The sequence below is a fragment of the Pseudomonas sp. PDM25 genome, assembly GCF_019219045.1.
Classification (GTDB): domain Bacteria; phylum Pseudomonadota; class Gammaproteobacteria; order Pseudomonadales; family Pseudomonadaceae; genus Aquipseudomonas.
Genome location: NZ_JAHUWL010000019.1, coordinates 16,882 through 41,001, shown reverse-complemented (window position 1 = coordinate 41,001; position 24,120 = coordinate 16,882). Strand labels below are relative to the sequence as shown.

Below are 24,120 nucleotides of genomic sequence, written 5' to 3'. Positions count from 1 at the left end.
CGTTGCGCTTGAAATAAGGGCATGCAACGACTGGGCATTTAGATTCGTCCTTGCTCGATTCAGGGGGTTTGTTGGGTGATTTCGTTGCCGCGGATGACTTCCACGCTCGGCTTGCGCGGTGCTGTGTCGCCGTGGGTGATGACAGGTTTGGGTGGGGGCGTCATGGCCAGTTGGCTGAACTGGATCAAGTCGCGGTTGGTACTGGCAAGGTTGGCCGCTGAATAGCTTTCGCCGGCCCAGTAACGAGCCAGACGTTTTTCATCGGCGCTGCGTACGGCCAGGCGCAACACGCCGGCCTGGGCCGCGAGCATCAACCGACTCAGTAGTTGTTCGGGGACGGCAAGCAAGACGCTGTGGGCGCTGGTGCGCGTTTGTTCCTGCCTGAGTTTTTCTTCGTTACTGCGGGCCGGGCTTGCAGGTTGACCGTCGTTGGTCAACCCCATCTGTTCGCCCACCCCGAGCACCCGCAAGGCCGGCACCACCAGTTGCGCCGACGACTGAAGGTTGTTGTTGTCCATGCGCAGAAACAGCAGCACATCGACGTAGTCCCCCGGTGTCAGTTGCCCGCCGGCATTGATCACTTCATCCACCGCGACGGCGAGGGCGCGTTCATCGGGACGAATCATCCGCGCCAGTCTGCCGCCGGCTTCGAAACTTTCATCATTGAGCCAGGTGCCGGCACTGAGGGCGCGCCAGGGTGTTCGGCCAATGGCTTGATCGAGGCGACTCAGGCTGCCGGCCGGGGCGGTACGGAGTTTTTCCAGGGTCACGTCGGCGGCGCTGATCGGTACGAACGGTGGCACATCATGCAGCAGCACCACTACCGGTTGGCGGGTGGGGTCGTCCACGGGGGCAGGTGTCTGGGCGATGGGGGCCGGCGTAACATTCCCGGCTTGCACGGCCGCCTCGGGAACGGGTTGGCGGCTCAGCGTGAGGCCCCAGTAACCGGCAATAATGGCGCCCACCAGAAACAAGCCAGCCAAGCCTAGAGTGACACGACTGTTCATGACGGCTCTCCCTTTCCTGCTGCTTGAGACCTCGTCGCACCCAACGAGAAAACTTCGCAATCAGGCAGCTATGAACATGGAACTATTTCGCTATTTGACGGTAGCTCAGCTAGAGCAAAAAGCCATTACGGGACTGAAAATAACTAACAAAAGTAAGTAGCTAGGGCGAAAACGTGACTTTTTTGGCGTCAACGACGCGATTAATACTTTAGTGATAATTCGTTCTTACAGTTGTGGGTACGGGGAATGCCGACAATGCTGATGCTGGCATAGGGGAATCATGTTGCGACCGTGCAACACCCGTCGTCTTTCAGGAGAGCTGCCATGTCCTTTTCCAAGATTGCTCAGAAGATCAAATCCGAAATCGCTTTTTACAAGGGCCTGGCTAAAGATACCGAGGGGGCTTCGGGTATTGAGTACGCCATTATTGCGGGCATGGTGGCAGTCGCTCTAGCGGCGTTTGTGACGCCGATCTCCACCGCTGTCACCACCATGTTTACCACTATCCAAAACGCGCTTTGACCTGCCTGCTGTCAAGGGTCAGCGACTTGCCAATCCCGCAAAGGGCTTCTAACGTCAGCGCTTAGTCCATTGCAGGTGTTGCCCATGAACGCTTCCTCACTTCCGCGCCAACAGCTTCTTCTGGTCGATGATGAGGAGGATGCCTTACTGGAATTGGCGGAGTTGCTGGAGGGCGAGGGCTTCAATTGCTTTACCGCCACGTCGGTCAAGCTCGCGCTGAATCATCTGACGCGCCACCCTGATATTGCGTTGGTGATTACTGATCTGCGGATGCCGGAGGAAAGCGGCATGTCGTTGATCAAGCGATTGCGCGAGCATACGTCCCGCCAGCATTTGCCGGTGATTGTGACGTCGGGGCATGCGGACATGGAGGATGTCAGCGACATGTTGCGGTTGCAGGTGCTCGACCTGTTTCGCAAGCCGATTTATCACGTGCGGTTGTTGGAGACTTTGAATAATTTGTTCCCGCAGCCTCGCCTGGATTTAGTGAGTCAGTGATTGATCGTTCCCACGCTCTGAACTGCCCCCCAAGAGTCGAACACAGAGCGTAGGAGCGTCCGGGTCAGGCAACCGGCCGCCAATGCCCCGCCATATGCTCAAGATCCCCCGCACCGACCAACAGCAAATCCCCGCTCGACCCTGCCGCACTGGCCAGCAATGTCACCTCACTGGGCAATCGCACCGGTTTGCGAAATTGCACCGCAATCTCGACATTCGCCGCCGGCAGATGATCGGCAAGCGCCGCCAGGGTTCGCGCCTTGATCCACAAGCCATGGGCGATGGCCCTCGGGAAACCGAAGAGTTTGGCGCTGATGGCACTCAGGTGAATCGGGTTGTAGTCGCCGGACACCTTGGCGTACTGCCGCCCAATGTCCGACGGCGCTTTCCAGCGGGCCACTTGCGACATTTCCAGTGTCGATGCCAACACGTCTTCGACGGGCTCGCCTGCGAGTTTGACCCCGCGACACAACATCTGGCTTTCAGCTTCCCACAACGCCCCCAGCTGATCGTTGAGTGTCGTCACCAGGTCGAACGTCGCGCCTTTTTCATGGGGCTGGAGGTTTTGCACCTGAACGCTGACCCGCACACGATTCACGCCGCCCATTGGGCGAAAGATGCGAATGCGGTTGCTCAGGTGAATCAACCCCAGCAGCGGGAACGGAAACTCCTTGGCCGTCAGCAATTGCATCTGCAAGGCGAACGCGAGGATGTGTGGGTAGGTGGGCGGCAACAAACCGTTCTCGGCAAAACCGCAGACTTTGCGATAGTCCGCCAGGTGCTCCGGGTCGACATTGATCCAGCAGCGCAAACCCGAATCGGGCAGGGTGATGCCGGTGATTTTGCGCCGCGTCGCAGCTCGCACGTACAGTCCCGACAGGCTTGGTTCGCGGTTGAGTGTGTGCCAATCGATGATCATGCCTAAGCCCCCAAAACACTTTGTCCGCACACTCGCAGCGCTTGCCCGGTGAACGCGCCGGTGCCCGGTTGAGCCAGCCACGCCACCGCTTCGGCGACGTCTTGCGGCAGGCCGCCCTGGCCCAGCGAACTCATGCGCCGCCCGGCCTCACGCACGCCGAACGGAAGATGCGCGGTCATCTGGGTTTCGATGAAACCGGGTGCTACCGCATTGATGCTGATGCCGCGTTCATTGAGCGTCGGCGCCCAGGCCTGGGCCAGACCGATCAGCCCGGCCTTGCTCGCGGCGTAATTGGTTTGCCCGCGATTGCCGGCGATGCCGCTGATGGACGCCAGCAGGATCACCCGGCCGTTGTCGTGCAGGGTGCCGCTGTCGAGCAATGCCTTGGTCAGCACTTGCGGCGCATTGAGGTTGACCGCCAGCACCGCGTCCCAGAATTCCGGGGTCATGTTGGCCAGGGTTTTATCCCGGGTGATGCCGGCGTTGTGGACCACGATGTCGATGCCGTCGGGCAGATGCTCGACCAACTGCGCGGCGGCATCGTCGGCGCAAATGTCCAGGGTGATGCTGCGCCCGCCGAGGCGTGCGGCGAGGGCTTCGAGGTCAGTCTTGGCCGGTGCTACGTCGAGCAGGATCACGTCCGCCCCGTCGCGGGCCAGGGTTTCGGCGATGGAGGCGCCGATGCCGCGTGCCGCGCCAGTGACCAACGCCTTGCGGCCGGCCAATGGGCGAGTCCAGTCCGTCACCTGCGCGTCGCAGGCATTCAAGCGAATCACTTGCCCGGAAACGAACGCACTTTTGGGCGAGAGAAAAAACCTCAGTGGGCCTTCCAGTTGATCCTCTGCACCTGCGCCGACATAAATCAGCTGCAAGGTGCCGCCGCTGCGCAGCTCCTTGGCCAGCGAACGGCTGAAGCCTTCCAGCGCGCGCTGGGCACTGGCGGCGAACGGATCGCTCAAAGTCTCCGGCGCGCGCCCCAGAATCACCAGGTGCGCGCTGTGATCGAGGTTTTTTATCAGTGGCTGGAAAAATTCGCGCAACTGTTTGAGTTGATCGGTCTGCACCAGGTCGCTGGCGTCGAACACCACGGCTTTGAGTTTGGGGCCGTGGCCGGGAATCCACGCGGTGGCCAGCGAAGGCTCGGTGCCGTAGCTGTAAATCGCGTCGGTGAGGCGGTTGGCAAAGGTGCTGATTTTCTCCGTCAACGGGCCACCGCCTATCAACAGCGCCCCCTCGACAGGCCGCAGCCGGCCGGCTTGCCAGCGCTCCAGCCGAACCGGCGACGGCAGACCCAGGGCACCGACCACACGATGGCCGATGGACGAATTGGCGAAGTCGATATAACGGTCAGACATGGACGCGCTCCAGCAGCTGGGGTTCAAAGTGTGGACCATGAATGGCAATCAGTCGTTCGATCCACGAGATAAGGCCTACGCTTGGCTATTGTAGGAGCTGAGCTTGCTAGCGATGGCAGTGTGTCAGTTGACATCAATGTAGCTGACCCACCGCCATCGCGAGCGAGCTCAGCGCCTACAGGGGGGTTGGTTCTCAATTTGGATATATCAGGAGCTTTTCATGACTCAACTGCGCCGCGTTGCAATTATTGGTGGTAACCGTATCCCCTTTGCCCGGTCCAACGGGCCGTACGCCACTGCCAGTAACCAGGCGATGTTCACCGCAGCGCTGGAAGGCCTGATCGAGCGCTATAACCTTCACGGTGTGCGCATGGGCGAAGTGGCAGCGGGTGCGCTGGTCAAGTATTTGCGCGATTCCGGCCTGATCCGCGAATGCGTGTTGGGCTCGCGGTTGTCGCCGATGACGCCGGCCTTCGACATCCAGCAAGCCTGCGGCACGGGGCTGGAGGCAACATTGTTGGTGGCGAACAAAATCGCCTTGGGTCAGATCGAATGTGGCATCGCCGGTGGCGTCGACACCGCCTCGGACGTGCCGATCGGTGTTAACGAAGGCCTGCGCAAGATCCTCCTGCAGGCCAACCGGGCCCGAAGCACCGCCGACAAACTGAAAACCTTCCTGCAACTGCGTCCCCGCCATTTGGTGCCCTACTTTCCAAGTATCGGCGAGCCGCGCACCGGCCGGTCGATGGGCGAACACTGTGAACTGATGGCCCAGACCTGGAACATCCCGCGTGACGAACAGGATCGGCTGACCCAGGAAAGTCATCAGAAACTGGCTGCGTCCTACGCCGAAGGCTGGCACAACGATTTGATGACCCCGTTCCTCGGCCTGACAAGGGACAACAACCTGCGCCCGGACCTGACCCTGGAAAAACTGGCCTCACTGAAACCGGCCTTCGAGAAAAGCGCCAAAGGTACCCTGACCGCGGGCAATTCCACGCCACTCACCGATGGTGCGTCGGTGGTGCTGCTGGGCAGTGAAGAATGGGCCAAGGAGCGCGGCTTGCCGATCCTCGCCTATTGGCGTGACGGCGAGACGGCGGCGGTGGATTTCGTCAACGGTGCGGAAGGATTGTTGATGGCGCCGGTGTACGCGGTGCCGCGTTTGCTGGCGCGCAACGGCCTGACCTTGCAGGACTTCGATTACTACGAAATCCACGAAGCCTTCGCCGCGCAGGTGCTCTGCACGCTGAAGGCCTGGGAGGATCCGGAGTATTGCAAAACCCGCCTCGGTCTCGATGCGCCACTGGGCTCGATCGACCGCAGCCGCCTCAACGTCAAAGGCAGTTCATTGGCGGTGGGGCATCCGTTTGCCGCGACTGGCGCACGCATCGTCGCGAGCCTGGCGAAATTGCTGGATGCGGCGGGCAAGGGCCGAGGGTTGATCTCGATCTGCGCCGCCGGTGGCCAGGGTGTGACAGCGATTATCGAGCGCTGAGGGCTGGGGCGCTTTGCTGTTGGGCCAACTGCCGATTGCGGTTGGCGTAACCCTCGGCCATCACTGAGCAGACGATCAGCTGCAACGGGTGGTAGATCATGATCGGCAGCAGGATCAGCCCAAGCCCCGGGTTGGCGCCGAAGATCAGCGCTGCCATCGGCGCACCGGCGGCCAGGGATTTCTTGCTGGCGCAAAAGACCGCGGCGATTTCATCGGCCGGGCTGAATTTCAATGCGCGAGCGGTGCGGGTGGTCATCCACAGGATAATCGCCAGCAGGATCGCACTGCCGATCAGCGCCGTGAGGATTACGCTGTTGCCCTGCTTTTGCCACATCCCCGAGACCATCGAATTGCAGAACGCCGCGTAGACCAGCAACAGAATCACCAGTTTGTCGGCGATATTGGTGTAGCGCTTGTGGCGGGCGAAGAACGTGCCCAGCAATGGCCGAACCAATTGGCCAAGCACCAGTGGCAACAGCAACATGGCGCAAAGGTCGAGCAGGGTTGAGCCCAGATCGATGCCGCCCGCGCCGCTGCCGACCACAAAACTCACCAGCAACGGCGTCAGGAAAATCCCCAGCACGCTGGACAGGCTCGCGTTGAGAATCGCCGCCGGTACGTTGCCGCCCGCGCTGCCGGTCAGGGCCACGGACGAGGAGATGGTCGAGGGCAGGGCACAGAGGTACAGGAAACCCAGCATCAGCAGCGACGGAATGTGCGAACCCAACAGCGTGTCGCTGAGCAGCCAGATCAGCGGAAACACCGCGAAGGTGAAACCCTGAACCATCACGTGCAGCTTCCAGTTTTTCAGACCGTGAGTGATCTGCTCGCTGGACAGGTTGACTCCGTGCAGGAAGAACACCAGGAACACGCCGATGTTGATCACGTATTCAGCGTGCATTCCGCCGCCGGTGGCACCAAAGGTCGGGAAGAAATACGCCAGCAGTGTGGCGATCAACATGCCGCACAAGAACCAGTCGGTGACCACGCGTTTGAGGTGTTTGAAGGCATGCATAACAGGCACCGAATACATTTGTAAGAATTGGTGACTTAGCCTAACGTCGGCTCTATCAGCCGTCTTGCGACATAAGGCCAATCAATGCCGACTAACGGACAACTTTCCCTCGAGCGGACGATTCCGACGCTGACGGCGCTGCCGCGTCCGCTGTATGCCCGTGCGGAAAGTCTCAACGCCGGTTCATGGACGCCGCCGCATCGGCACGATTGGGTGCAGTTTTCCTACGCGATCAGCGGCGTTCTCGGCGTGCACACCGCCGAAGGCAGTTTCTTTGCGCCGCCGCAGTGGGGCATCTGGATTCCGGCGGATCTCGAACACCAGGTGGTGACGTCGATGCGCGCGGAGATGCGCAGCCTCTATGTGCGCCGCGAGGAGTGTGAATGGGCGGACGGGCGTTGCCGGGTGCTGGAAGTGACGCCGTTGGCCCGAGAGCTGATCAAGAGTTTTTGTTTGCTGCCAGTGGAGTATCCACAGGGCGACAGCCAGGAATCGCGGCTGGTGAGTGTGCTGCTGGATCAGTTGGCGCATCTGCCGGAGGTCGGCTTCTCGCTACCCTTACCGCGCCATGAGCGGTTGCTGGGGCTGTGCAACGAGCTGATCGAAAGCCCTGAGCGCAATGTGACGTTGCAGGCGTGGGCCGAGCGGTTGGGGACGTCGGAGAAGACCTTGATGCGGTTGTTCCAGCGGGAAACCGGGTTGAGCTTTCGAGGGTGGCGCCAGCGGATGCGGTTGCTGTCGTCATTGAGTTTGCTGGAGGAGGGGGGCAGCGTGACGAATGCCGCGCTGTCTTGCGGGTATGACTCGACGTCGGCGTTTATTGCGGCGTTCAAAGGCCTGTTCGGGTTTACCCCCGGTGAACTGTTCAAGCAGTAACGGCCCCATCGCGGGCAAGCCTTGCTCCTACAGGTGTTATGTCGTGCCCAATTTCGGTACTGACGCGAACTTGTAGGAGCAAGGCTTGCCCGCGATTGGCCGCGCAGCGGCCACCGGAGTTCTGAATCAGGTTCTGAAGCGCCGAACCAACCCATCCAGCTCATTCGACAACCCGGCCAGACTCTGCGAATCCAGCCGCGCCGAGTTCGCCAGTTCCGCCACCAACTGCGCATCACCATGAATCTGGCTGATGTGCCGATTGATGTCTTCAGCCACCTGATGCTGTTCTTCCGCCGCAGTAGCGATCTGGGTGTTCATGTCGCGGATCACGTCGACCGACTCACGAATCAGCCCGAAACTGCTGCGTGCTTCACCGATCCGCGTCACCGATTGCTGGGACACTTCCAGGCTCGCATGCATTTGCTGAGTCACCTGACTGGTACGTTTGGCAAGGTTGCCCAGCAAACCGTCGATTTCCGCCGTGGAATCCGCCGTGCGTTTGGCCAGCGCCCGAACTTCATCGGCCACCACCGCAAACCCACGACCCTGTTCACCGGCCCGCGCCGCTTCAATGGCCGCGTTCAGCGCCAGCAGGTTGGTCTGTTCGGCAATCGAGCGAATGGTCCCCAGGATTGACTGAATGTCGTTGCTGTCGCGCTCAAGCTGTTGCATCGACTGGGCCGACTGTTCGATTTCCTGGCTCAAGCGATCAACGCTGGTCACGGCCGCATCAATTTGCTGCTGACCTTCACGCGCCTGACGCTGGCCGCTGTCGGCCGATTCCGCCGCCTGGCTGCAAGAACGCGCGACTTCGTTGGCGGTGGCGACCATTTCGTGGAACGCCGTAGACACCATGTCCACCGCTTCACGCTGACGCCCGGCCGCTTCGGCCATGTCGCTGGAGACCTGGGTCGAACTCTTGGAGGTGGCGAGGATCTTGGTCGCAGCGCCGCCAATGCTCTGGATCAGGTTGCGAATCGCCGCCAAAAACTGGTTGAACCAGTTGGCCAGTTGCGCGGTTTCGTCGCTGCCACGGATTTGCAGGTTCTTGGTCAGGTCGCCTTCACCTTGGGCGATGCCTTCCAGACCGCTGGCCACGCTGCGGATCGGCCGCACGATGAGGCTGGCGAAACTGGCGCCGACGATGGCGAAGAACACGGCCAGCACGGCGGCGATGATCGCGATCAACCAGGTCAGTTGGGTGGCCGAACTCATCACGTCGGTCTGCTTGATCAGGCCGATAAAGGTCCAGCCCAGCTGCTCCGACGGCCAGACGTTGGCCATGTAGCGTTCGCCGTTCAGCTCGACTTCCACCAGCCCTTTGCCGGCCTTGGCCAGTTGCGCGTAGCCCTCGCCGAGGCTGCTCAGCGCTTTAAAGTTGTGTTCCGGTTGCTTCGGATCGACCAGCACGGTGCCGGTGTTTTCCAGCAGCATCAGGTAGCCGGTTTCACCGAGCTTGATCTGCTTGACGATTTCGGTGAGCTGCTTGAGCGTCACGTCGATGCTGACCACGCCGCCATTGGTACCCAACTTGTTGTCGATGGTGCGCACGGTACTGACGTACGTCGCATCGTCCTGGGCCCAGTAATAGGCCTCAGTGCGCAACGGTTTGCCCGGTTTGGCCTGGGCCGCCTTGTACCAGGGGCGTTGGCGCGGGTCGTAATTGCTCAGCTTCGCATCGTCCGGCCAGGACACATAACCGCCCGCCGCAGTGCCGAGAATGGCGTAGGCGTACGACGGGTGACTGTTTCCCAGGTCCTGAAGGAGGCCGAAGACCTTTTTGTCCATCTCACCTTGAGGAATGCTCTCGGCGTTGGCGCTCATGTACGTCTTGAGGCTGTCGTCGGAGTTCTTGATCAGCGGTTGGGTCGCCAGGTAATCCACGTTCTGGCTGATGCCGTCAAAGAACAGTTGCATGGCGTTGCTGACCTGACGAATCTCGCGGCCACTGCCGTCAACGAAACTGTTCTTGGCATCACTGCGCAAGTTCAGCACAACCAGGGTAGCGACCAGCACCACCGGCAAGCAGGCGATGATTGCAAACGCCCAGGTCAACTTCTGTTTGATGTTCATCCGCGCTCCAGATTTTTCTTGTAGGCCCACGCAGTGCAGATGACTCGCGGATTATTGGCAGCCGTAAACGTTCTTGATCGACCCGGTTCCGTGAGTGCGCCATCGTTGTTGTCGTCGAAACGATTGTCGGACAAATCACTTTGTCTCTGATGACTTCGGCTGGCCGAGGCAGAAATTGAGGCCTGTGAAGAAAAATCCTACGAAGGGTATGAATCGAGATGTCAGCTTCTGTCGCAAATACCCGCTTAGCCCTTCAGCAACAAGTGACGCAGGGTCAGCTATGATCTGTGGCGGCCGATGACGACCGGCGGTTGTTGACCGATTAATCCGGCACATTGTGTGCTTGTTGACGGTTACTGGAAGGTTCATAGGTCGGCAACCCCTCCCCCGAATGAGTGGATTGCCGTATAACGAATGACTTTCGCGTGTTTGGTAATAAAGGACCCCCAATAAAAGCTGATGAAGACTCCAAAACGCATTGAACCCCTGATCGAGGACGGTCTGGTCGACGAGGTGCTGCGCCCACTCATGAGTGGTAAAGAAGCAGCTGTTTATGTGGTGCGCTGCGGCAACGAGTTACGTTGCGCGAAGGTCTACAAGGAGGCGAATAAACGCAGTTTCCGTCAGGCGGCCGAGTATCAGGAAGGCCGCAAGGTACGCAACAGCCGTCAGGCTCGAGCGATGGCCAAGGGCTCCAAGTTCGGCAAGAAAGAAACCGAAGATGCCTGGCAGAATGCCGAAGTGGCGGCGTTGTTCCGTCTGGCCGGTGCTGGCGTCCGGGTTCCTCAGCCGTACGACTTCCTTGAAGGCGTGCTGCTGATGGAACTGGTGGCCGACGAGTACGGTGATGCCGCGCCGCGTCTGAACGACGTGGTGCTGGAACCGGATCAGGCACGCGAGTATCACGCGTTCCTGATTTCGCAGATCGTGCTGATGTTGTGTACCGGTCTGGTGCACGGAGACCTGTCGGAGTTCAACGTACTGTTGACCCCGACCGGCCCGGTGATCATCGACCTGCCGCAAGCGGTCGACGCGGCTGGCAACAACCACGCGTTCAGCATGCTGGAGCGGGATGTGGGCAACATGGCGTCCTACTTCGGGCGGTTTGCGCCGGAGTTGAAAAAGACCAAGTACGCCAAGGAAATGTGGGCCCTGTTCGAAGCCGGCACCTTGCACCCGGCCAGCATCTTGACCGGCGAGTTCGATGAGCCGGAAGAGTTGGCCGATGTGGGCGGGATCATGCGCGAGATCGAGGCGGCACGCCTTGATGAAGAGCGCAAGCAAGCGATCCGCGCTGCTGACGATGCACCACCGAGCAAAGCCGAAGAACCGCCTCCGCCCTGGATGCAGTGATCGGCTAACGAAAAACCCGGCTTCGGCCGGGTTTTTTGTAGATGCCTGCCACTCATCCCCAAACGCTGAAGAACCAATGTGGGAGCGGGCTTGCTCGCGAATGCGGTAGATCAGTCGACATTGATGTTGGAGACACACCGCATTCGCGAGCAAGCCCGCTCCCACATTGGATTCTTGGTGTAACAGAGTTTTGTGTTCTCCCTGCTGCTCCCCACACTCAAGGACTGAATGTGAACTCCACCCGTAACGCCCAACTGATCATCACCGCCCGTCTGGTCTCTGACTTCGGCGCTTTCCTCAACATGGTCGCGCTGGCCACCTACGTCTACCTGCTCAGCAGCAGCGCCATGAGCGTCGGCATCTTCCTCGCCAGCCGTGTGACCGGTGGGATCTTCGCCAGTCTCATCGGTACAACGTTTTATCGCCGCTGGGCCGGGCGCCTGCCGCTGATTGCCTTCGACCTTTTGCGTGCCGGGCTGCTGGGCCTGCTGCTGGTGCTGCCGGTCGCCCAGCAGATGCTGCTGTTACCGGTGATCGCTTTCGGTCTGGGATTCGGCAACTCGATGTTCGCGATCGGCCTCAACAGTCAGTTGCCGCACTTGGTCGAGGCTGAGCATTTGCTCAAGACCAACGCCTGGATCACCTCGGCGTCGTCGGCCGCCATGGTCGGCGGAAGTCTGGTGTCAGGGCTGTTGGTGGCAGCATTCGGCTTTGAAACAGTGTTTGCATTGAACGTGGTCACTTATCTGTTGGCCGCGCTGTTCATCTTGCCGCTGCGTTTTTCACACCCTGCGCCCGGTGACGAACCGATTCACGAACGGGGTGAGTGGGCGGCCCTGCTCCAGGGGCTGCGCAGCACACCGGTGGTGGCGGCGATGCTCGCCGTGGCGATGGCTGACACCCTTGGCAGTGCCGCGCACAACGTGGGTTTTCCGATTATTTCCAAACTGCTGACGCCCGAGTCGGCCAGCACCACGCTGGGCCTGATGCTGGCGGTCTGGGCCAGTGGAAAACTCATCGGTGCACGCATCGCCAGCCGGCTGAAAGGCTCGGATAACGTGAACCTGGAGCGGCGATTCTTCTTTGGTGTGTTGCTGATGTCCTGCGGCTTCATCCTGATGTTTCAGCAGCAGACCCTTTACGGACTGCTGTTGTTTTCGCTGCCGGCGGGGTTGGGCGACGGTTTCTCGGAAGTCGGCCTGATGTCGCGCCTGCAACGTGAACCGGACAGCCTGCGCCTGCCGATTTTCAGTTTCCTGACGCTGTTGCAAATGACCGGGTTCGGCGTCGGCATGCTGATCGCCGCGCCGTTTTATTCGTGGTGGACGCCGGGTGCCGTGGTGCTGTTGTTCCACGGCATTCCCCTCACCACCTTGTTAGTGGTGAAGGGGCTGGCGATCAGGGGTGAGCGGGTGGTGCGCAACAGCCCGACTCCAGGTTCTTGAGGATCGGGCAGTCAGGACGGTGATCGCCGTGGCAGTGTTCGACCAGGTCCTGCAGGGTGTCGCGCAATTGGCCGAGTTCGCGGATTTTCTGGTTCAGCTCGTCGATGTGCTGACGGGCCAGGGCCTTCACGTCGGCGCTGGCTCTTTGGCGGTCCTGCCAGAGGGTCAGCAGTTTGCCGACCTCTTCCAGTGAGAACCCCAGGTCCCGGGAGCGCTTGATGAACGCCAGGGTATGCAGGTCGTCGTCGCCGTACACCCGATAGCCGCTGTCGGTACGATGGGCGGCCTTGAGCAAGCCGATGGATTCGTAATAACGGATCATCTTCGCGCTCAGGCCGCTTTGGCGGGCCGCTTGGCCGATGTTCATCGGTTGTCCTCCAGATCCTTGGGTTTCCAGGTTTTCAACAGTAGCGCATTGCTCACCACACTGACGCTCGACAACGCCATGGCCGCACCGGCCAGCACCGGGTTGAGGAAGCCGAACGCTGCCAGCGGAATGCCGATCAGGTTGTAGACGAAGGCCCAGAACAGGTTCTGACGAATCTTCGCGTAAGTCTTGCGGCTGATCTCCAGCGCCGCCGGCACCAGCCTTGGGTCGCCGCGCATCAGGGTGATCCCGGCCGCGTGCATCGCAACGTCGGTGCCGCCGCCCATGGCGATGCCGATGTCGGCGGCGGCCAGGGCGGGAGCGTCGTTGATGCCGTCGCCGACCATCGCTACCACACCGGTTTTTTTCAGGTCGGCGACGGTGGCGGCTTTGTCCGCCGGCAGTACTTCAGCGTGAACATCCGTGATGCCCAGCGCCTGGGCAACCACTTTGGCACTGCCGCGATTGTCGCCGGTCAGCAGGTGGCTGCTGATGTTGCGTGCGTTGAGTTGTTGCACGGCTTGCAGCGCGCCGGGTTTGAGGGTGTCGCCGAAAGCGAAGAGGCCCAGCACCCGAAGTTCGGGACTTTGCTCGATCAGCCAGGACAGGGTCCGGCCTTCGGTTTCCCACGCGGCAGCAGAGTCCGCCCATTCACCGGCGCTCAAGCCGCTCTCTTCCAGGAGACGACGATTGCCCAGCGCCAATCGACGACCGTCCAGAGTGCCCGCGATGCCACGGCCGGTCAGGGATTGGCTGTCGGTGACATCGGCCACGGTCAAGCCGCGTTCGGCGCAAGCGTCCAGAACTGCCTTGGCCAGTGGGTGTTCGCTGCCGCGTTGCAGGGCGCCAGCCATTTGCAGCAGGGCCGCTTCGTCATGGTTGATTGCGCTCAAATGAGCGATTCGCGGAGTACCCGACGTCAGCGTGCCAGTTTTGTCGAAGACCACCGCACTGACTTCATGGGCACGTTCCAATGCTTCGGCGTCCTTGATCAGAATCCCGTGGCGCGCCGCCACCCCGGTCCCGGCCATGATTGCCGTTGGTGTGGCCAACCCCAGGGCGCATGGGCAAGCGATCACCAATACCGCCACGGCATTGATCAGCGCCGTTTCCATCGGCGCGCCGTACAACCACCAACCGATCAAGGTTGCCAATGCAATCAGCAGGACCGTTGGCACGAACACCTGGCTGACTTTATCCACCAGTTTCTGAATCGGAGCCTTCGCCGCTTGAGCGTCTTCCACCAGACGGATGATGCGGGCGAGCACGGTTTCCGCGCCCAAGGCCAGGGTGCGAACGAGCAACCGGCCTTCACCATTGATCGCGCCGCCGGTGACCTTGTCGCCGGGTTGTTTGGGCACCGGCAGGCTTTCGCCGCTGATCAGCGCTTCGTCGGCGTGGCTCTGGCCTTCGACCACTTCACCGTCCACCGGGAAGCGTTCGCCGGGCTTGACCATCACCAGATCATTGAGGCGCAAGGCGCTGATCGCGACATCCTGCTCGCGGCCATCGATCACCTGAATCGCTCGCTCCGGGCGCAAGGCTTCGAGTGCGCGAATGGCACTGGCGGTCTGGCGCTTGGCGCGGCTTTCCAGGTATTTGCCCAGCAGCACCAAGGCAATCACCACCGCCGAGGCTTCGAAATACAGGTGCGGCATGCGCCCGGCGGCGCTGGCCCATTCATAAAGGCTCAAGCCATAACCGGCGCTGGTGCCCAACGCGACCAGCAAATCCATGTTGCCGGCACCGGCGCGTACGGCTTTCCAGGCTGCGACGTAAAAGCGTGCACCGAAGATGAATTGCACTGGTGTGGCCAGCGCGAATTGCACCCAGGCCGGTAGCATCCAGTGCACGCCGAATGGTTGCAGCAACATCGGTAGCACCAACGGCGTGGCGAGGACGATCGCCATGATCAAGGCCCAACGCTCGCGATGCAGGCGTTGTTGTTGATCATCGGTTTGCGGGTGTTCGACTTCCCAGACACTGGCGCTGTAGCCAGCCTTGGTTACGGCAGCGATCAAGGTTTGCGGATCGATCTGGCCGAGCAGCTCAAGGTGGGCGCGTTCATTGGCCAGGTTGACGCTGACGCTTTTGACCCCCGGCACCTTGGCCAGCGCTCGTTCGACCCGGCCGACGCAGGAAGCGCAGGTCATGCCGTCGATGCTCAATTCCAGACTGTGCTGCGGCACGCTGTAACCCGCCTGCTGCACCGCGTCCATCAAGGCCGGCAGGCTGTCGCTGGGCGCTTGAACACGGGCCTGTTCGGTGGCCAGGTTGACGCTGACGGCAGAGGCGCCGATGACTTTGCTCAAGGCACGCTCGACACGCCCGGCGCAACTGGCGCAGGTCATGCCGGCAATCGGCAGATTGAAAGTGGTGGATTCGGACATCGGTCACGCTCCCTGTAGAAGATACCTACAGGATCAACCTTGCCATGCGGGTAAGGTCAAGCGCCAATCTACAAATTGCCACAGGCTGGGTTCAGGTCGGGCAGGGGGAGCGAGTCGCGCCCTTCGCGAGCAAGCCCGCTCCCACATTTAACCGCGTTCTCCTAAAAGAATACGGTCGTATGTGGGAGCGGGCTTGCTCGCGAAGAGGCCATAACAGCCAACACAAATGTGAACGTCAATAGTCCAGGGCAGTGGGTTTCAAGTACATCCCTTCCTGCGTCATCGCAATCCGGAACTTCAACACGTCACCGGCCTTGAGCGTGATGTTCTGCGAACCCGGGGCGAGCATGCCCGGGTTGCAACCCGACGCCTGGCCCGGCAGCAGCTTCAGGCGCAAGGACACATTGCCCGGCGGCAGGTTGAACGAGGTGCTTTGTTCCTGGAACAAACGCGCCGACAACTGATCCTGGATGTACACGCCGATCTCGCAGGAGGTCGCGACTTCCAGGCGCTCGCGGGAAATGATCAGTACGCCATAGTCCTCCCCGGCGGCTTGAACCGAAGGTGTCGCGGCAAATAGGCTGAGAAAGCCAAACAGGCTGAGAGCTGACCAGCGCATGGCTGAATCTCCTGATGTCGAGTCATTGATGGACGCAGCTTGGCCGAGCGCGGCGCTGATTGCCAGCCCGGCAGCGCACTTCAGAACTTGACCTTGCCATGATGGCAAGCTCGAGACTGCATGCAACCTCACTCAAGGAGTCATCCCATGCAAGTGTTCAACGTTCAAGGCATGTCCTGCGGTCACTGCGTCAAAGCCATCACTCAGGCGCTGCAAGCCAAGGATCCTGCGGCCAGCGTGCGGATCGATCTGGCCGCGAAAGAAGTCGGCGTCGAGAGCGCTTTGTCGGCGGATCAGGTGATCGCAGTGATCACTGAAGAGGGCTACCAGGCAAAGGTTGCCTGAGCCCCATCCTTGTAAGAGCCGAGCTTGCTCGCGATAGCGGTGGAGCATTCAACATCTCTGTGACTGTTCTATCGCTATCGCGAGCAAGCTCGGCTCCTACAGGTTCGGTGTTTTAACTGACAGGCATCAATTGTCTGAGGGGTTTTAATAGTTAGCGACCTAACGGAATGTTCAAGGCGTCCCTGCGCGGCTAGACTGTCGGCCTGCCGACTCACGCCCAACTGGATGCCTGATGAACCTCCGTACCATTCTGATTCTTGGCGCCTTGAGCGCCTTCGGTCCGCTGGCGATCGATTTCTATCTGCCGGCGTTCCCGGCGATGGCGCTCGCCTTCGGCACCGATGAAAAACACGTTCAGCTGACTCTGGCGGCGTATTTCCTTGGCTTGTCCATCGGTCAACTGGCTTACGGTCCGGTGGCGGATCGCTTCGGGCGTCGCATTCCCTTGCTGACCGGCGTCGGCTTATTCACCGCCGCCTCCCTGGCCTGCGCCTATGCGCCGAACCTCGAATGGTTGATGGGCGCACGTTTCGTTCAGGCATTGGGCGGTTGTGCGGGGATGGTGATCTCCCGCGCGATTGTCAGCGATAAATGCGATGCAGTGGGGTCGGCGAAGGTCTTTTCGCAGCTGATGCTGGTGATGGGCCTGGCGCCGATTCTTGCGCCGATGCTGGGCGGGCTGTTGGTCAACACCACGGGCTGGCAGTCGATCTTTCTCGTGCTGACCGGTTTCAGTGCGCTGGCAGGGTTGGCGGTGGCGCTGGGGCTGCCGGAAAGTCTGCCGGCCCATGTGCCGCGTCAACCGTTGTCCGGGGCGTTGCGTCAGTACGGTCGACTGTTGTCGGACCGGGTGTTCCTCGGCCACGCCCTGACCGGCGGCATCGCCATCGCCGGGATGTTTGCCTACATCGCCGGTTCACCGTTCGTCTTCATCAAACTGTATGGCGTGCCGGCCGAGCATTTCGGTTGGCTGTTCGGTACCAACGCGGCGGGTTTCATTCTGGTCGCGCAACTCAACGCGCGATTGCTGGCCAAGCGTGGCCCGGCGTTTCTGCTGGCACGCACCGTGTGGATCTACGTTGGCGCCGGTCTGGCGCTGCTGGCCGTCAGTTCGCTGCACACTGCGCAGCTATGGCCGTTGCTGATTCCGCTGTTTGTCTGCATCGCCAGCCTCGGTTGCATCCTCCCCAACGCCTCGGCCTGCGCCATGAACGGGCAGGGCGCGCGGGCCGGCAGTGCATCGGCGATGCTCGGTTGCCTGCAATTCAGCGTCGCCGCCGGGGCAGCCGCACTGGTGGGGGTTTTACACGACGGCAGCGCCATGCCGATGGCCATGGTCATCAGCCTGTGCGGAATTCTCGTGGTGAGCGTGGCGATGCTCACCCGGCGCTTGCAAAATGCCCGGGCGCTGGCGCAAGCCCAGGTCTGAGGATGGACTCAGCCAGCGGCACGCTGCTGGCGGTCAATAATTTGATGAGGTGCTTGTAGTCGCGCTTCAAGGGTGCGGGTGAAGGCGCGGGCTTCGGCTTCGCTGCGGAATGTCACGGCGTGTTGGTCCAGACGGACTTGCCACTGGGATTTTGCCAATTCTTTTATCAGGATCTTCATTGCTGATCTCTCCTCTCGTAAAAGATGTTACGTAAAAGACTGTGCCGCAGAGTCTCGATTGTAGACCTCAATACGATCGCAATTGTGACAAGGGTCAACTCTCGGACTGACGGTGTCGCCCATCGGGGCGACAACTGTGTCAGTTTGTTTCAGAACCCTTCGAGCACAATCTTGCCCTTGGACTTGCCGCTTTCCAGCAGCTCATGGGCGCGACGCAGGTTCGCCGCGTTAATGGTCCCGAAGTGCTCGCCGACTGTGGTCTTCAGCGTCCCGGCGTCGATCAGCTCAGCCACGCGGTTGAGCAGTTTGTGCTGCTCGATCATGTCCGCGGTTTCGAACAGCGAGCGGGTGTACATGAACTCCCAGTGCAGCGACAGGCTCTTGCGTTTGAGTTTGGTCACGTCCAGCGCCTTCGGATCATCGATCAGGGCCAGTTTGCCTTGCGGCGCCAGTGCTTCGACCAATTGATCCAGGTGATGATCGGTCTGGGTCAGGCTGGCGACGTGGGTCACCTGATCGACGCCCGCACGTTTGAGTTCTTCGCTCAACGGCTGGCTGTGATCGATCACCAGGTCGGCACCCAGCTCACGAACCCAGCTCTGGGTTTGCGGGCGGGAAGCGGTGCCGATGACGTTCAGCCCGGTGAGCTGGCTGGCCAGTTGCGTGAGGATCGACCCCACACCGCCAGCGGCACCGACGATCAAAAGGCTCTGGCCTTCATCAGTTTTGCCTTCACGCACTTGCAGGCGTTCGAAGAGCAATTCCCACGCGGTGATAGCGGTCAGCGGCAGCGCGGCGGCTTCGGCGAAACCAAGGGTTTTCGGCATATGGCCGACGATCCGCTCATCGACCACGTGCAGTTCGCTGTTGCCGCCCGCGCGGGCGATGGAGCCGGCGTAGAACACTTTGTCGCCGGCCTTGAACAGCGTGACTTCACTGCCGACGGCCTTGACCACACCGGCCACGTCCCAGCCCAGCACTTTCGGCGTACCCGCTTCAGGCTGGACGTTTTGGCGGACCTTGGTGTCCACCGGGTTGACCGAGATGGCTTTGACTTCCACCAACAGGTCGCGCGGGCCGGCAACCGGTTCTGGCAGTTCGATGTCTTGCAGAGCGTTTGAGTCGCTGATTGGCAACGAGGCGTAATAGGCAATGGCTTTCATAGGGGCTCCTGAACAGTAATAAGGAAGGAAGCAATCAGACGATGGAGCGCAGGCGCTTGAGGTCGAAGTGTTCGAGAAAGTCGCCAGCCTTGGCGCGGAAGTTCTGGATATGCGCGCTGTCGTCATGGGCTTGCAGGGCTTCGTCACTGCTCCATTTTTCGATCATGTAGAAGGCATGAGGATTGGCGAGGTCCTGGTGCAAGTCGTATTGACCGCAACCGGCCTCGGCGCGGGTCGGTTCCAGCAGCGCTCGCAGGTGCTGTTCGAGGGCGTCTTGCTGGCCGGCTTTGGCGATTAAAGTGGCGATGGCGGTAAAAGGCTGGGACATGTTCGGCTCCGGGAACGGGATGAATTCGATGGGACGGATGATTGGCTATTTCTCTGCAAGATAAAACCCGCTAAAAGAGCAGTCTCTTTCAATATTTTTTTGATAATCGAGGCTGAACGATGCTGCGTTTCGATGACTTGCAGTTGTTTGTCCGGGCGGCGGACCTGGGCAGTCTGTCAGCGGCGGCGCGCGGGATGGACATGTCGGCCGCGGTGGCCAGTGCGGCGTTGAAACGCATCGAACAGCAACTCGGCGCCCGGTTGCTCGCCCGTTCTACCCGTAGCTTGCGCCTGACCGCTGAAGGCGAGGGGTTTCTCGAATACGCTCGGGCCGCCTTGAGCAATCTCGATGAGGGCCGTCGTTTGTTGGCCAGCGGTCAGGACCAGGTCAGCGGGATTTTGCAGCTGTCGGCGCCTTCGGACTTTGGCCGCAATCTGCTGCTGCCCTGGCTGGACGAGTTTCAGCGAGAGCATCCGAAGCTTACGGTGCGTTTGCTGTTGGGCGACCGCATCGCCGACCTGTTCCGCCAACCGGTGGACATCGCCCTGCGGTACGGCGAGCCGGAAGACTCAAGCCTGGTGGCGCTGCCCATCGCCCCGCAGAACCGCCGCGTCCTTTGTGCCGCCCCGAGTTACCTGGCCCGGCATGGCGAGCCGCGGCAACTGGAGCAACTGGCTCAGCACAACTGCCTGCTGTTCATGCTCGGCAGCCGGGTTCACGATCATTGGAGTTTCCACGACGGCAAACGCGAGGTCAGCCTGACCGTCAGCGGCGATCGTTTCAGCGATGATGCCGATGTCGTGCGGCTGTGGGCCGTGGCAGGTGCCGGGATCGCCTACAAATCCTGGCTCGATGTCGCGGCCGATGTGCTGGCCGGTCGGTTGAAAGTGCTCATGCCGGAACTGCTCTGTGAGCGCGCACCGCTGAATTTGCTGTGCGCCCATCGCGCACAATTGAGTAAGCCGGTGAACCTTTTGCGGGAAATGCTTGCCAGCCGATGCGCCCGCTTGAGTAGCCAATTTCCGACGTTATCGGGCGCCGATCATTAGTCGCAGGCAAATAGCGAAATTTCACTCAGGAACTATCACCACCAACGGTTTCCCAAGGGCAGGAACCGGCGGTTAACCCGCATATACTAGCGCTCGCCTCATGTACGCACCGTCGATCTCGCAATGGCGAGTCCACATCCGAGTCAGCCAGGCCCCAAGGTCAATCGCCGTGGCTTTGCGAAACCTGCAAGCATGGCCTGTGCGATTGGCCGGCTTTGCCCGGTTTATGGCGGTTTCAACGCCTTGGCCGACGACACATTACTGGTCAAGATGTCTCTGAGCAGTAGACGAAACGATTCAACAGGGAGTGAATACATGGAACATGCACCTTGCATCAGCCAGATCGCCACGTTGCTGGCTGACCCAAAGCGCAGCGCAATGATGTGGGCCTTGATGGACGGCTCGGCGCGGCAAACCGAGGAGCTGGCCTTGTTGGCCGGCTTGTCACCGTCTTCGGCCAGTGCGCATCTGGGGCGATTGTCCGGCGGAGGTCTGTTGAAAGTCGAAATCCGCGGCCGCAAGCGGTTCTTCCGCCTTGCCGCACCCGAAGTGGGGGCCGCGATAGAGGCACTGGCCAGCGCCACCCTGGCCAGCACGCCTCGGGAAATCCCGGACGTTTTCAAGCGCACGACACCTATCGCCAAACCTCAGGCGGCGCCTTCGTCACTCTTGCGCGCCAGGCTTTGCGACGACCATTTGGGCGGCACCCTTGCCGCCGATCTTTACCAGCGTCTGCTGGATTCAGGCTGGATCGAACAGTTCGATCAGCGGGTCATGATCACCCACAAGGGCGCCACGCAGCTGGCGACACGGGGTGTGTTCATCCAGGCGCTGGCTCATCGCAATAGCCGAGTTGCCTGCGCTTGTCCGGACTGGAGCGAAAGACGCCCGCACATGGGCGGATCACTGGGTGCGGCGTTGCTGCAATTGTTCATGCAGTCAGGTTGGCTGAGCCTGCCCAACGAATCTCGAGCCTTGCAGATCACCGCCGCGGGGCAGCGTGAAATCCATCGGTTCGCCAAAGAGACCGAGCTGGAAATGGCGTTGTAGACGCATCGAGGTCGACGTCCGAAGCGTCGGGCGTCGCTCAGAGCTGCGAACAGGTCGTATCCAGCAGTAACCCCCAGCAGCTATCGCGCACACTCGTCCGGGGACTTTCGGATTGGGGGAATGTGGCATGGAAACACGAGGCTTCAGCGCGGCAGAACGACTGGAACGGCTGCCCATCAGCGGTTATCACCGGATCATTTTCATCATCATTGCCCTGGCGTTTTTCTTCGACTCCATGGACCTGGCGATGATGACCTTCCTGCTCGGCTCGATCAAAACCGAGTTTGGCCTGAGCACGGCGCAGGCCGGGTTGCTGGCCAGTTCGAGCTTTTTCGGCATGGTCGTGGGGGCGTCACTGTCCGGGATGCTGGCCGACCGTTTCGGGCGCAAACCGGTGTTTCAGTGGAGCATCGTGCTGTGGGGGATCGCCAGTTATCTGTGCTCCACGGCGCAGAACGTCGAAACGCTGACGTTGTTTCGAATCCTGTTGGGGATCGGCATGGGCATGGAGTTTCCCATCGCTCAGTCGATGCTCTCGGAGCTGATCCCGGCCAAACGGCGGGGGCGCTACATTGCGTTGATGGACGGTTTCTGGCCGCTGGGTTTCGTCGCCGCCGGCGTACTGTCGTACTTCTTGCTGCCGGTGATTGGCTGGCGGGACATCTTCCTGGTGTTGGCGGTGCCGGCGGTGTTTGTCCTGGCGATTCGCTTTTTCATTCCCGAATCACCGCGCTGGCTGGAACAGGCCGGGCATCATGACGCGGCGGATAAGGTCTTGCTGCGCATCGAAGCTCGGGTCCGGACATCTCTGGGGCGTTCGGAGCTGCCTGAGCCGATCCGCCTGCCGAGAGTGGCCAGTACGCCTGGCAATTTCTTTTCCGCATTGCAGCAAATCTGGTCGCCGCTGTACCGCCAGCGCACGATGATGATCTGGAGCGTCTGGTTCTTCGCCTTGCTGGGGTTCTATGGCCTGACGTCCTGGCTCAGTGCCTTGCTGCAGCAGTCGGGTTTTGCCGTGACTCAGTCGGTGTATTACACGGTGCTGATTTCCCTCGGCGGGATTCCCGGTTTCCTGATGGCCGCCTGGCTGGTGGAGCGTTGGGGGCGTAAACCGGTGTGCGTGGTGACGTTGCTCGGCGGCGGGGTGATGGCGTTTCTGTATGGTCAGAGCGCGGTGTTTGGCGGCAACGTCAGCCTGTTGATTGCGTCGGGGCTGCTGATGCAGTTTTTCCTGTTCGGCATGTGGGCGGTGCTTTACACCTACACGCCAGAGTTGTACCCGACATCGGCGCGGGCCACGGGCTCGGGGTTTGCGTCGGCGATTGGTCGCGTGGGTTCGTTGCTCGGGCCAATGGTGACCGGGCTGGTGTTCCCGATGACCGGGCAGGGCGGGGTGTTTGCGCTGGGGGCGATGTGTTTTGCGATTGCGGCAGGGGTGGTATGGGTGTTCGGGATGGAGACCCGGGGCAAGACGCTGGAAGAGTTAAGCGAGGCGGTTGCTTAATGATCGTTCCCACGCTCCGCGTGGGAATGCAGCCCGGGACGCTCCGCGTCCCAAGAGCTGACGCAGAGCGTCCGGTGAGGCATTCCCACGCGGAGCGTGGGAACGATCAGTTACTAGGGTTTCACCAACCGTGCATCCAGGCTGTTCTGCGCCAGACGCTTGGCCTGATCCTGGGTCATGCCCAAATGGGTATACAGCGCATGGAAGTTCTCGGTGACATAACCGCCGAAGTACGCCGGGTCATCCGAGTTCACGGTCACTTTCACGCCACGTTCCAGCATGTCGAGAATGTTGTGCTGAGACATGTGATCGAACACGCAGAGCTTGGTGTTCGACAACGGGCACACGGTCAACGGGATTTGCTCGTCGATGATTCGCTGCATCAAACGCTCGTCTTCGATGGCGCGCACGCCATGGTCGATGCGCTGGACTTTCAGCAAATCGAGGGCTTCCCAGATGTACTCGGGCGGGCCTTCTTCACCGGCGTGGGCGACGGTCAGGAAACCTTCGTGACGGGCACGATCAAACACGCGCTGGAACTTGCTTGGCGGGTGACCCATTTCCGAACTGTCCAGACCAACCGCCACAAACGCATCACGGAACGGCAGCGCCTGGTCTAGGGTTTTCTCGGCTTCTTCTTCGCTCAAGTGGCGCAGGAAGCTCAGGATCAAACCGCTGGTGATGCCCAGTTGCTGCTCGCCATCCTTCAATGCGGCGGCGATGCCATTGAGCACCACTTCGAACGGCACGCCACGGTCGGTGTGGGTCTGCGGATCGAAGAACGGTTCGGTGTGAATCACGTTCTGCGCCTTGCAGCGCAACAGGTAAGCCCAGGTCAGGTCGTAGAAATCCTGAGAGGTGCGCAACACGTCGGCGCCCTGGTAATACAGGTCGAGAAACTCTTGCAGGTTGTTGAAGGCGTAGGCCTTGCGCAGGGTTTCGACGTCGCTCCACGGCAGGGCGATCTTGTTGCGTTCGGCCAGGGCGAACAGCAACTCAGGCTCCAGCGAACCCTCAAGGTGCAGGTGCAGTTCTGCCTTGGGCAGGGCGTTCAGCCAGTCGTACATAGTCTTTTCTCATCAGGTGCAGATGGCGAGCATTCTACAGATGCCCGAGGAAACAATTAGCAAAACCTG

General features: G+C 60.7%; 23 protein-coding genes and 1 pseudogene. 11 read left to right on the top strand and 13 right to left on the bottom strand.

What is annotated here, in order from left to right; translation table 11 throughout:
* Positions 1-59: 59 nt before the first annotated feature.
* A complete protein-coding gene (gene cpaB / locus KW848_RS27135; protein ID WP_218538625.1) occupies positions 60-1,007 on the bottom strand; it encodes a Flp pilus assembly protein CpaB in 948 nt (315 codons plus the stop codon).
* A gap of 324 nt (positions 1,008-1,331) precedes the next feature.
* Between cpaB and KW848_RS27130 the strand changes: the two genes are divergently transcribed.
* Complete coding sequence (locus tag KW848_RS27130) at positions 1,332-1,529, top strand: Flp family type IVb pilin (RefSeq protein ID WP_123369227.1); 198 nt, start codon at positions 1,332-1,334, stop codon at positions 1,527-1,529.
* 84 nt (positions 1,530-1,613) lie between these two features.
* Positions 1,614-2,027: a response regulator gene (locus tag KW848_RS27125; protein ID WP_192410049.1), complete on the top strand. Its 414-nt coding sequence runs from the start codon at positions 1,614-1,616 to the stop codon at positions 2,025-2,027.
* A gap of 64 nt (positions 2,028-2,091) precedes the next feature.
* On the opposite strand, the gene KW848_RS27120 is transcribed toward KW848_RS27125, so the two are convergent.
* Positions 2,092-2,946, bottom strand: coding sequence for a MaoC family dehydratase (locus tag KW848_RS27120; RefSeq protein ID WP_218538624.1), 855 nt, complete (start codon positions 2,944-2,946; stop codon positions 2,092-2,094).
* Between the two features lie 2 nt (positions 2,947-2,948).
* Entirely contained in the window at positions 2,949-4,301 is a 1,353-nt protein-coding gene (locus tag KW848_RS27115; RefSeq protein WP_111449158.1) for a 3-oxoacyl-ACP reductase, read from the bottom strand.
* Between the two features lie 220 nt (positions 4,302-4,521).
* On the opposite strand from KW848_RS27115, the gene KW848_RS27110 reads away from it, so the two are divergent.
* Positions 4,522-5,799, top strand: a complete 1,278-nt coding sequence (locus KW848_RS27110; RefSeq protein WP_218538623.1) for an acetyl-CoA C-acetyltransferase — start codon at positions 4,522-4,524, stop codon at positions 5,797-5,799.
* Here KW848_RS27110 and KW848_RS27105 read toward each other — a convergent pair.
* Positions 5,786-6,814 carry a bile acid:sodium symporter family protein gene (locus KW848_RS27105; RefSeq protein WP_256365297.1) on the bottom strand — a complete coding sequence of 343 codons (1,029 nt, stop codon included), beginning with the start codon at positions 6,812-6,814 and terminating at the stop codon, positions 5,786-5,788. The two genes, KW848_RS27110 and KW848_RS27105, sit on opposite strands and share 14 nt — an antisense overlap.
* 84 nt (positions 6,815-6,898) lie before the next feature.
* Between KW848_RS27105 and KW848_RS27100 the strand changes: the two genes are divergently transcribed.
* Positions 6,899-7,690 carry a helix-turn-helix transcriptional regulator gene (locus tag KW848_RS27100; RefSeq protein WP_218538621.1) on the top strand — a complete coding sequence of 264 codons (792 nt, stop codon included), beginning with the start codon at positions 6,899-6,901 and terminating at the stop codon, positions 7,688-7,690.
* A 126-nt stretch (positions 7,691-7,816) separates the two neighbouring features.
* Here the strand turns inward: KW848_RS27100 and KW848_RS32545 are convergent, their stop codons facing one another.
* Positions 7,817-8,545 (bottom strand): methyl-accepting chemotaxis protein, encoded by a 729-nt coding sequence (locus KW848_RS32545; protein ID WP_371917828.1) that lies wholly within the window; start codon positions 8,543-8,545, stop codon positions 7,817-7,819.
* 129 nt (positions 8,546-8,674) lie between these two features.
* A pseudogene (locus KW848_RS32540) lies at positions 8,675-9,607 on the bottom strand (cache domain-containing protein); the annotation flags it as partial.
* A gap of 615 nt (positions 9,608-10,222) precedes the next feature.
* Between KW848_RS32540 and KW848_RS27090 the strand changes: the two are divergent.
* Both KW848_RS27090 and KW848_RS27085 read left to right on the top strand, forming a co-directional pair.
* Positions 10,223-11,116, top strand: a complete 894-nt coding sequence (locus KW848_RS27090) for a PA4780 family RIO1-like protein kinase (protein ID WP_008156543.1) — start codon at positions 10,223-10,225, stop codon at positions 11,114-11,116.
* Between the two features lie 230 nt (positions 11,117-11,346).
* Positions 11,347-12,561, top strand: coding sequence for an MFS transporter (locus tag KW848_RS27085; RefSeq protein ID WP_218538619.1), 1,215 nt, complete (start codon positions 11,347-11,349; stop codon positions 12,559-12,561).
* On the opposite strand, the gene cueR is transcribed toward KW848_RS27085, so the two are convergent.
* The 3 genes from cueR to KW848_RS27070 form a co-directional block, all read right to left on the bottom strand.
* Positions 12,515-12,928: a Cu(I)-responsive transcriptional regulator gene (gene cueR, locus KW848_RS27080; protein WP_218538618.1), complete on the bottom strand. Its 414-nt coding sequence runs from the start codon at positions 12,926-12,928 to the stop codon at positions 12,515-12,517. The two genes, KW848_RS27085 and cueR, sit on opposite strands and share 47 nt — an antisense overlap.
* Positions 12,925-15,318: a heavy metal translocating P-type ATPase gene (locus KW848_RS27075; RefSeq protein WP_218538617.1), complete on the bottom strand. Its 2,394-nt coding sequence runs from the start codon at positions 15,316-15,318 to the stop codon at positions 12,925-12,927. The genes cueR and KW848_RS27075 overlap by 4 nt, the downstream gene beginning before the upstream one ends.
* A gap of 235 nt (positions 15,319-15,553) precedes the next feature.
* Positions 15,554-15,937, bottom strand: a complete 384-nt coding sequence (locus KW848_RS27070) for a hypothetical protein (protein ID WP_076028759.1) — start codon at positions 15,935-15,937, stop codon at positions 15,554-15,556.
* 147 nt (positions 15,938-16,084) lie between these two features.
* Between KW848_RS27070 and KW848_RS27065 the strand changes: the two genes are divergently transcribed.
* Complete coding sequence (locus KW848_RS27065) at positions 16,085-16,282, top strand: heavy-metal-associated domain-containing protein (RefSeq protein ID WP_111449151.1); 198 nt, start codon at positions 16,085-16,087, stop codon at positions 16,280-16,282.
* Between the two features lie 232 nt (positions 16,283-16,514).
* A complete protein-coding gene (locus KW848_RS27060) occupies positions 16,515-17,711 on the top strand; it encodes a multidrug effflux MFS transporter (protein ID WP_111449150.1) in 1,197 nt (398 codons plus the stop codon).
* Positions 17,712-17,719: 8 nt separating this feature from the next.
* Here the strand turns inward: KW848_RS27060 and KW848_RS27055 are convergent, their stop codons facing one another.
* The 3 genes from KW848_RS27055 to KW848_RS27045 all read right to left on the bottom strand — a co-directional run bounded on the left by KW848_RS27055 (position 17,720) and on the right by KW848_RS27045 (position 19,381).
* A complete protein-coding gene (locus KW848_RS27055; RefSeq protein WP_165353242.1) occupies positions 17,720-17,890 on the bottom strand; it encodes a hypothetical protein in 171 nt (56 codons plus the stop codon).
* Positions 17,891-18,039: 149 nt separating this feature from the next.
* Positions 18,040-19,053 carry a zinc-binding alcohol dehydrogenase family protein gene (locus tag KW848_RS27050; protein WP_218538616.1) on the bottom strand — a complete coding sequence of 338 codons (1,014 nt, stop codon included), beginning with the start codon at positions 19,051-19,053 and terminating at the stop codon, positions 18,040-18,042.
* 34 nt (positions 19,054-19,087) lie between these two features.
* On the bottom strand, positions 19,088-19,381 hold the full coding sequence (locus tag KW848_RS27045; protein WP_008156523.1) for a putative quinol monooxygenase: 294 nt from the start codon (positions 19,379-19,381) through the stop codon (positions 19,088-19,090).
* Positions 19,382-19,500: 119 nt separating this feature from the next.
* On the opposite strand from KW848_RS27045, the gene KW848_RS27040 reads away from it, so the two are divergent.
* From KW848_RS27040 to KW848_RS27030, 3 genes are all read left to right on the top strand, one after another.
* Positions 19,501-20,430 carry a LysR family transcriptional regulator gene (locus tag KW848_RS27040; RefSeq protein ID WP_008156521.1) on the top strand — a complete coding sequence of 310 codons (930 nt, stop codon included), beginning with the start codon at positions 19,501-19,503 and terminating at the stop codon, positions 20,428-20,430.
* Positions 20,431-20,745: 315 nt separating this feature from the next.
* The gene (locus KW848_RS27035) at positions 20,746-21,480 is read left to right on the top strand and encodes a helix-turn-helix transcriptional regulator (protein WP_111449147.1); all 735 of its coding nucleotides are present in this window, start codon (positions 20,746-20,748) and stop codon (positions 21,478-21,480) included.
* Between the two features lie 127 nt (positions 21,481-21,607).
* Positions 21,608-22,984, top strand: a complete 1,377-nt coding sequence (locus tag KW848_RS27030) for an MFS transporter (protein WP_218538615.1) — start codon at positions 21,608-21,610, stop codon at positions 22,982-22,984.
* A gap of 113 nt (positions 22,985-23,097) precedes the next feature.
* Here the strand turns inward: KW848_RS27030 and KW848_RS27025 are convergent, their stop codons facing one another.
* Positions 23,098-24,051 (bottom strand): adenosine deaminase, encoded by a 954-nt coding sequence (locus KW848_RS27025; RefSeq protein ID WP_056746142.1) that lies wholly within the window; start codon positions 24,049-24,051, stop codon positions 23,098-23,100.
* Positions 24,052-24,120 lie beyond the last annotated feature (69 nt).